Source organism: Vallitalea maricola, from assembly GCF_036985595.1.
In the GTDB taxonomy this organism is placed as follows: domain Bacteria; phylum Bacillota; class Clostridia; order Lachnospirales; family Vallitaleaceae; genus Vallitalea; species Vallitalea maricola.
Window position 1 is genome coordinate 23,722 of sequence record NZ_BTPU01000019.1, and the last position, 8,691, is coordinate 32,412.

General features: G+C 30.7%; 7 protein-coding genes and 6 tRNA genes. All 13 read right to left on the reverse strand.

Annotated elements, in window-relative coordinates; all coding sequences use genetic code 11:
- Nucleotides 1-9 precede the first annotated feature (9 nt).
- Entirely contained in the window at nucleotides 10-390 is a 381-nt protein-coding gene (locus AACQ14_RS06360) for an Hpt domain-containing protein (protein WP_339362744.1), read from the reverse strand.
- 30 nt (nucleotides 391-420) lie between these two features.
- Nucleotides 421-1,038: a uridine kinase gene (udk, locus tag AACQ14_RS06365; RefSeq protein WP_339362745.1), complete on the reverse strand. Its 618-nt coding sequence runs from the start codon at nucleotides 1,036-1,038 to the stop codon at nucleotides 421-423.
- A 180-nt stretch (nucleotides 1,039-1,218) separates the two neighbouring features.
- Entirely contained in the window at nucleotides 1,219-1,875 is a 657-nt protein-coding gene (nth, locus tag AACQ14_RS06370; RefSeq protein ID WP_339362746.1) for an endonuclease III, read from the reverse strand.
- Between the two features lie 66 nt (nucleotides 1,876-1,941).
- Nucleotides 1,942-3,687: a B12-binding domain-containing radical SAM protein gene (locus tag AACQ14_RS06375; protein WP_339362747.1), complete on the reverse strand. Its 1,746-nt coding sequence runs from the start codon at nucleotides 3,685-3,687 to the stop codon at nucleotides 1,942-1,944.
- Between the two features lie 74 nt (nucleotides 3,688-3,761).
- Nucleotides 3,762-6,365 carry a DUF5050 domain-containing protein gene (locus AACQ14_RS06380; RefSeq protein ID WP_339362748.1) on the reverse strand — a complete coding sequence of 868 codons (2,604 nt, stop codon included), beginning with the start codon at nucleotides 6,363-6,365 and terminating at the stop codon, nucleotides 3,762-3,764.
- A gap of 189 nt (nucleotides 6,366-6,554) precedes the next feature.
- On the reverse strand, nucleotides 6,555-7,067 hold the full coding sequence (locus tag AACQ14_RS06385; protein WP_339362749.1) for a L,D-transpeptidase: 513 nt from the start codon (nucleotides 7,065-7,067) through the stop codon (nucleotides 6,555-6,557).
- Between the two features lie 102 nt (nucleotides 7,068-7,169).
- Complete coding sequence (locus AACQ14_RS06390) at nucleotides 7,170-7,805, reverse strand: superoxide dismutase (RefSeq protein ID WP_339362750.1); 636 nt, start codon at nucleotides 7,803-7,805, stop codon at nucleotides 7,170-7,172.
- A 66-nt stretch (nucleotides 7,806-7,871) separates the two neighbouring features.
- A tRNA-Gln gene (locus AACQ14_RS06395) sits at nucleotides 7,872-7,943 on the reverse strand.
- 28 nt (nucleotides 7,944-7,971) lie between these two features.
- Nucleotides 7,972-8,043: transfer RNA gene (locus tag AACQ14_RS06400), tRNA-Gly, on the reverse strand.
- Nucleotides 8,044-8,048: 5 nt separating this feature from the next.
- A tRNA-Gly gene (locus AACQ14_RS06405) sits at nucleotides 8,049-8,119 on the reverse strand.
- Nucleotides 8,120-8,150: 31 nt separating this feature from the next.
- Nucleotides 8,151-8,223: transfer RNA gene (locus tag AACQ14_RS06410), tRNA-Phe, on the reverse strand.
- 62 nt (nucleotides 8,224-8,285) lie between these two features.
- Nucleotides 8,286-8,371 (reverse strand) — tRNA-Leu (locus tag AACQ14_RS06415).
- Nucleotides 8,372-8,452: 81 nt separating this feature from the next.
- A tRNA-Tyr gene (locus AACQ14_RS06420) sits at nucleotides 8,453-8,534 on the reverse strand.
- Nucleotides 8,535-8,691 lie beyond the last annotated feature (157 nt).

Here is an 8,691-nt window from a genome sequence, read left to right on the forward strand (position 1 = left end):
GGCTAAAATTTATTTAGACTCATTAGTTCCATCAATACATTCTAAAATACTATTTATATCCTCTAAAACCACATGGACCTCTTGTTTAAAGTCATCTAGTAATTGTAAGTGTTTATTATCCTCATTTAAATAGGAATATTCAAGTTCTCTAGATATAATTTCCAGATTATTAGCTCCAAGATTACCACAAACCCCCTTTAAACTATGTGATAAAATTTTCGCTTCTGTATAGTTATTTTCTATGCCTAATGTTACCAGGTCATCATATGCATTAGCATACTTATTCTTAAAGCCTATTAGAATTATTTTATATAATTTTATTGAATTCCCCAATTTCCCCAGAGCACTTTCATAATCAATATTTTCAGCGTTTATATTAATAATACACACTTTTTAAATACCTCTCTTTTTTTATTAGGTTTACTCATTGAGTAGTGCTCTAATCTTATCAATGAGCATTGAACATGCCACTTCATTATAACCACCTTCTGGTATAATAATATCTGCATGTTTCTTGCTTGGTTCCACAAATTCCTCATGCATTATCTTTACAGTGTTAAGATACCTATCAATAACAGAATCTAGACTTCTACCTCTTTCTTTTACATCCCTAAGAACCCTTCTGATAATACGTACATCAGCATCTGTATCCACATACACCTTAATATCCAACAAATCCCTTAAGTCCTTGTTCTCAAATATTAAGATACCTTCAATAATAATTACTTTTTTTGGCTCTACTGTTACTGTTTCTTCTTCTCTTGTGTGCTTCACAAAACTATAGATAGGACGTTGTATAGATGCACCATTCTTTAACTTGATTAAATCACTTATTAAAATGTCCGTATCAAATGCATTAGGGTGATCGTAATTAAGCATCTTTCTCTCTTCAAATTCAAGGTGATCATTTGCTTTGTAATAATAATCATGTGTTAAAGCAACTACTTCATTACCTAATACATCTTTTAGTTTATTTACTAGAGTTGTCTTACCTGAACCAGTACCTCCAGCAATGCCAATTATTATTGGTTTTTCCATGTTCATCCTCCCTATCTTACCTTAAAGCAAGCATGAATTATTTTATTTTTAAAACGCTAAAATAATATATCATAAAAAAATAATGACATGTATTAAATTAGCTAATTATTCTTTTTATAACCTACATTATAGTATCATGATTTGAATGTTTTTACAATAACTTAGGGCATATAGGCTAATTTATTCATCAATCACATTAATCATATTCTCAAGTCCTGTTTTACAATAAGGCAGTAAAAAACATCTTTCACATTTTGGACTTCTAGCAGTACATATAGCTCGTCCATGAGCAATTACTTGGGTATTATACCTAATCCAATGCTCTTCTGGCAATATTTCCATCAAATCGAATTCTATCTTAACAGGGTCAGTATATTCAGTGAATCCTAATTTTTTTGATATACGCTTTACATGTGTATCAACAACTATGCTTGGGATATTATAGATATTTCCTCTAATAACATTAGCTGTCTTTCTCCCAACCCCTTGAAGTTTAACTAGTTTCTCTATATCCTTTGGGACTTGTCCATCATGTTGTTCTAATAATGTCCTGCAACATCCAATAATGTTCTTAGCTTTATTTCTATAAAAACCAGTTGAACGAATATCTTGTTCCAGTTCACTTATATCTGCTTCAGCGAAATCTTTGACAGATGTATATTTCCTGAATAAATCTTTTGTTACAATATTAACTCTATCGTCAGTACATTGAGCACTTAATATGGTAGCAATAAGTAATTGCCAAGGGTTTTCATGGTCTAAATAACATTTTATGTCTTTTGGATAATTCTCATCCAATAAGTTAAGAACCTTTTTTATCGTCTTATTATTTGCCATAAAAATTCTTCCTTTCTATTTTCTATTTCCTGGGAAATATTCCCATTTCCTGGGAAATATTGTAAATTAGATTATTACCTGAACATATTTAGCATTATTTCTAAATATATCTCTATCATGATAATCAAATAATACTGCTATTTCCCTGTGTTCTATAGGTTCCACGAAGTCATCCGCCCATTTTATGATGTTAATAGGAAATATTTCCAAATGTGCCATTCTACTAATCTGTTTTGACGTATAATCTTTATAGTTTGGTAAGAACTTAATAATATTTTCTTCATTCTTATAAAAATCGATTATATCTTCTTTATGATTATCGTTACGTTCTAACCAATACGGGAATTTTTTGACCTTTTCCTGTAAGTACATATCAAATCGAAGAATATGCTTAATATTAACATCGTCTTTTTCTATAATATCATGGTAGAATTCTAATAAAATTGTGTACAACTTAATCTTATTATGATTAACTTCATGATAATTGTTCTTCAACCAATACTTCGCTAAAGATTCATATAGACTGAATGGTGTTTCAAAACTTCTCTCTATATATTTTATAGCAAAATAAAAATTTCCGCTATTATAATATATTTCCACCATCTCTTCTATCATCTTCAACTTCAAAATATCATCATAAGTCAATTCCTTGGTTCTAAGTACCTCGTAAGGTGCTTTATCTTTATACAGGATGTCATATCTATCTGCATCCTTTTTCAGTCCTGAACCTTTTAATATCTTCAAAAAACCTAATTGAAGCTGATGTGGCTGCAAATTATAGACATCATTAAATGACTTACCGAAGGAATCATAGTCTTCCCCAGGAAGCCCGGCTATTAAATCTAGGTGTTGATGTATATTATTTCCCTTATTGATTTTACTAACAACATTTGAAAGTCTTTCAAAATTAGTTTTTCTTTTAATATTGCTTATTGTCACTTCATTAGTGGATTGCACCCCAACCTCAAGTTGAAATAGTCCTGGTCTTACTCTGGACAAAAAATCTATAGTCTCATCATCTAATAAGTCTCCTGATATTTCAAAGTGGAAATTGGTATATCCATTGTCATGTTCATGGAGATATTTCCAAATTCCTAAAGCGTGTTTTTTATTACAATTAAATGTTCTATCAACAAATTTAACTTGTACCACTCCAGCATCAAGAAAACATTGTAATTCTTTTAACACTATAGGCAAACTTCTAAGCCTTACTCCTTTTTCAATAGAGGATAAACAGTACTGACAATTAAAAGGGCATCCTCTAGATGATTCATAATAGATTATTTTATTTTCCAATGCCCCAAACCCTTCATCATAGACAAAAGGTAATTGATCCAGTCCAAGAGGCTTACGTTGTGTATTTCTATATATTTTATTACCTTCTCTGTATATAATACCATCTATCATATTAATTGTACTTAATCCATCAACATAATGTTTCATAAGCTCATTGAAGGTTTCTTCTCCTTCTCCAACAATTGCTACATCTATTTCCTTATATTTTTCCATTAATTCCATTGAATCATATGAAACTTCTGGTCCGCCAAGAATAATTGTTGTCTCTGGAGATATCTTTTTAAAATCTCTTACCAATGATTTAACTATTTCTATGTTCCATATATAACAGGATATAGATAATATATCCGGTTTTTTCTTATATATTTCTTGTAGTATAAAATCGTATTGATTATTGATTGTAAATTCTACTGTTTCAATATTATCTTTATAATCTCTACAATATTTCTCCAAGTATCTTATTGCCAAGTTAGAATGAATAAACTTGGCATTGATTCCAACTAATAATATGTTCATGTATAAAGTCCTTTCCAAACTGATTTGTAATCTTATTATAACGTAAAGGGCTGTCTATAAGACAGCCCAAATATTTATTGTAAAGGCATTTTTATTGTTTTATAATTTTCTCCTTCATGGACGGAGATATACAATACATCACCTACCAAGGAAAAATAGTCAACTTCCTTATCATAAACCTTAGTAGTGTTATCATTTCTAAAGTCATACCTATTGATACCTTCAAAATTATAATATAACTTATCGTTTACAACAATTAAATCACTTATTGCTATTTCCTTGTTTACAACAACTTCCTTTGAACCGTTATCGATATTTCTTTTGATGATTATACCTTTGAAACTATCTTCACCACTTATGCTTAGATAGTATAACTGATTCTTGTCAGCGTATATAAATTCACTATAAGTATTAGTGAGAGTCTGTTTATCTGAACCATCCAATCTAACTCTTGCAAGCCTTTTGTTATTATTCTGATAGTAGAGCCAACCATCAACTATATTCTCTAGATTGCTGCTATCATCTACTATAACTGTTTGTTCATTACTTATCAGGTTCTTTTTCCATATACACCCATCTGTAGAATCATCTAGAGAATAGTATATATGATCCCCCACAACTTTGAAGGATATATTATATATCTTAGGGTCAATGAAAGTAATTATATTATTGATATTATCAGTTTCCAGATTGATTCTATCTATATAAGTAGTAAAATTAATGTTGATTCCATCTAATCCAGTATAGTATATATATTTCCCTTCTATCTGGAAATCTGTAACCCATTTATCAACAATAAGTCTTATCTCATTAGTATCAACATTATACTTGTAGAGGTAACCCATATAACCATCGACTTTGTAAACAAAGTATTTCCACTTATCATCCACCTGTTTTTCCATATCAAAGGATACATCGAATTTCAGATCTTCAAGGTACTTTTCTACAGTATAGTAACTTCCACCTTCCGAAGCCACACTCATATAGAACTTACCATCAATTATTTCCATATCAGTATAAGCCATACTAATAATGTCCAAGAATTCTCCTTGTGTCTGATTGTTAGAGATTCTATATAATAGATTAGCTCCGTTTTTTTCTACATAATAGATGTTTTCATCGTTGGCATAAATATCTTTTATAGTATTTTCTGTAACCTTGATGTTTTCGCTTCCATCATTATTAATTTTATATAGTTTACCATCATCATCTTCATTTTTATAATATATTATATCTCCAACAATATCATAGGTTGTAGTAAATACATTTATATATCTGCTGTCATTACCTGTACCTGGGTTATATATACCAATTCTCTTCTTGTTATCCAAGAAATAGATAGTAGTCCCTGAACGCTTAATATTACTTACTGGTATATTCGTTATATTAGTAGTAACGCTATTTCTTATATTAAAAGCATGTAACTTATAATTATCGTTCATATCAGTATAATAGATGAAATTATTATATATGATGAATGAACCTACCATCTTATCTATCACTAATTTTTTTTCATTCATGTTAATATCGAGACAATATAATTTTTTATCTACTGCATCAGTATAATATACATTTCCGTTGTTGGTGTCAAACATGTTGATAGCTATATCTGATATCTTTTTACCCATATCATCACCAACTACTTCGTAAAGCTTGTAAGAAGATAACTCATCAGCACTATCTAGACTTTCAAAGTTTTTGGAGAAGATTCTATTATCAACTTTAATATACATCTTATGATGTTGTTCTCCGCCTGTTCCAATAAAAATTTTCTTCTCTGATAAGTCAGTTTTTACTTTCCATATTCTATTTTGACCATAAAAATATAAGTAACAGTCTTTCTCATAAAAATCATTAAGGGATTCGTCAATAAATATTTTATCGGTCTTACCGTCGTAGCTGTTTATTTTGTAGAGATATTCATCCTGATTATAATAGATTACATCATCGACTACAAAAACCTCGCTAACACTTAAATCAAATAATTGTCTTTCATCACTGCCATCCAAAGCACAACTATACATTTTATTATCAAAATAGTATATCCTATCATTGCTTACGCTAAAATTAGTGAAATTCCCTTCTAATAGGAGCTTAGGATTTTTCCCATCACTATCAATACTGAATAATCCTTGATCAGTACTATAAAAAACAGTATCCCCATAATATTTTACAGAATAGATTTGGTTTTCTGTAGATACTATTTTAGTTTTTAGGGAACCATCTTTCTGTATTCTATAGATGTTATTTTCAAATATATAGAATATATAATCTTCACTTGTGCAGAAAGCATTTACATCCTCTTCAGAAAGTATTTCTTTGCCTGTACCATCCCAACTAATACGTGCTAATTTTGCTGGAGTATATTTTTCATTGGTATCAATAAAATAAATCCAGCTCTCTAAATTGTTTATTCCGTCAAATCTGGCATCAGCTATTTTTGTAAGCCCAGTACCATCTGTCTTCATTCTATATATTTTGTAATTGTCATCAGGATTTCCAAAATATAACCATTCATTAAAATTAATATCTGAAATTGTACTTTCTAAGTCAGCAGATTTTGTACTTGTTGTTTCATTATCCACAATGGTTACTTCTACTTTCTTTTCATTTTTACAGCTTGTTAGAAGAAAGCATATAAAAACCATTAGGATAACTATATATTTATTTATTCTCAATTTCATTTCCCCCTAAATAATTAGGTTCTTTCAACTAGTTCATTTGCACTATTTTTATATTGTTTCATTGTATCATATAGATTTTACAATAGTATTACTTTTATATTATTATTTTTATCTTTATCAATTTTAGCATATCTTAAACTATAACTTTAATTAATACTAACATATTTCATGGTATTTTTAAATCTATTCATGAATAATTACTGTAGTTCCGTCTGGAACATTTTCATAGAACCACTGAGCATCTTCCTCGCCAAGCCTCACACATCCATGACTTGCAGGTTCCCCTAGCTTATCCTGTTCTTCTTTTATTATATTCCAATCTTTATCTCTAGGAATACCATGAAATAAATATTGTTCTGTAATCCTTACCCAATATTTTGCTCCTTCTTTAAATCTTTCGGAGTAAAACCATAATCCTCTATTTTCTAAACTGAAAGTTCCAAGTAAAGTAGGCTCATCTTTTGTTCCACCTGAACATATCATTTCTTTTTTTATTTCATTATTTTCTCTTACAATAACTTTATGTCCTTCTTCTTTTAGAGCTACTTCCACCCATAACCCCTCTACTATATCTTCTATAACTTCATCATTGATTACAAATCTAGCTTCTACTTCTTCGGCTACTTCTTTTTTACATCCTCCTGCTATGCATACAAAGACAGTTAAGATAAGAATAAAAAATACATTTCTTAACATAATACAACCTCTAAATATATATTTACCTAATTATATTCATGCGTAATAATAATAGAATGTAAAAAGCTTGGATTCAATCTATATAAGTCGAATTAAATATATCTATCTATATGACACTATCTTAGTCCCCTCTAACCTTTTATTAACAACATCCCAATTAATATTCTCAAAGAATACCTTAATATATTCTTTTCTGTCGATACCAAAATCAATCATATAAGCATGTTCATATACATCCAAAACAAGTATTGGTTTACCATTATATACAGTTCCATCATCATGACTGTCTTGACCTATTATACGAAGTTTTCCATTATATTCTCCCTGTATTAATACTACCCATCCTCTCATACTTAACCCTGTATTAGTAAACATCTCTACAAAATTATCATAAGAACCAAAATCTCTATTTATCATATCCAGTATTTTACCATGTATCTTAGACTTACGCCCTGTTATATTACTAAAATACAGCTGATGCAGTATAATCCCATTCAATGAATATGATTCACCTTTTTTGAGGCTTCTTAATGTGCTATATGTTGAGTTAGGATTCTCATAGCTGTCTTTTTGTTTAAGCAAGTCATTGATTTCTCCAAATTTATTAATATAACCTACGTATAGATCATAATGCTCTTCTAATTGTTTTTTTGTAATACCATCCACAGTGTTAAAATTAAAAACTTGAGGTTTGTACATTTTATCACCCTTTGAGTCTATTACAATTATTATATGCATGGGATTGATAATATTGTAAGTCCTAGTTCCTGTTACACAAAAAAAAGATACTTACGTATCTTTTAACTGGGTAGGCAGGATTCGAACCTACGCATACTAGAGTCAAAGTCTAGTGCCTTACCGCTTGGCGACTACCCATCATAATATTAATTTTTTGGAACACAAAAGCGCGAGACGGGATTCGAACCCGCGACCCTCGCCTTGGCAAGGCGATGCTCTACCACTGAGCCACTCACGCATGAAAGCGGGTGATGGGAATCGAACCCACGTATCCAGCTTGGAAGGCTGGTGTTCTACCATTGAACTACACCCGCATATTATATTTTTTGTTAATGTTTCGATTAATGCCCAGAGGCGGAATCGAACCACCGACACGAGGATTTTCAGTCCTCTGCTCTACCGACTGAGCTATCTGGGCTGAATCAGCAAAAACAATTTTACCAGATATTACAGCACTTGTCAATACTTTTTTTAATTTAATGCCGGAGACCGGAATCGAACCGGTACGGTCTTTAAGGACCGCAGGATTTTAAGTCCTGTGCGTCTGCCAGTTCCGCCACTCCGGCATAAAGAATAATTTTCTTATGCCTAACAAATAAATATTTACAATGTAAGAATTTGCCTGCCAAGCAAAGTTAACTCTTTAGTGGAGGGAGAAGGATTCGAACCTTCGAAGGCGGTGCCAACAGATTTACAGTCTGCCCCCTTTGGCCACTCGGGAACCCCTCCATAAGAACATGATATATAATATCACATTTCTATAAAATGTCAATAGTTTTTCAACATTTTTTCAGCAGTTAAATAATAGTATATTAAACTCTCAAGGTTCCTTAATTATTTATAAAGTAGAAACCGCAGTTTCACTTTATTTTCCTTAGAAAGGAGG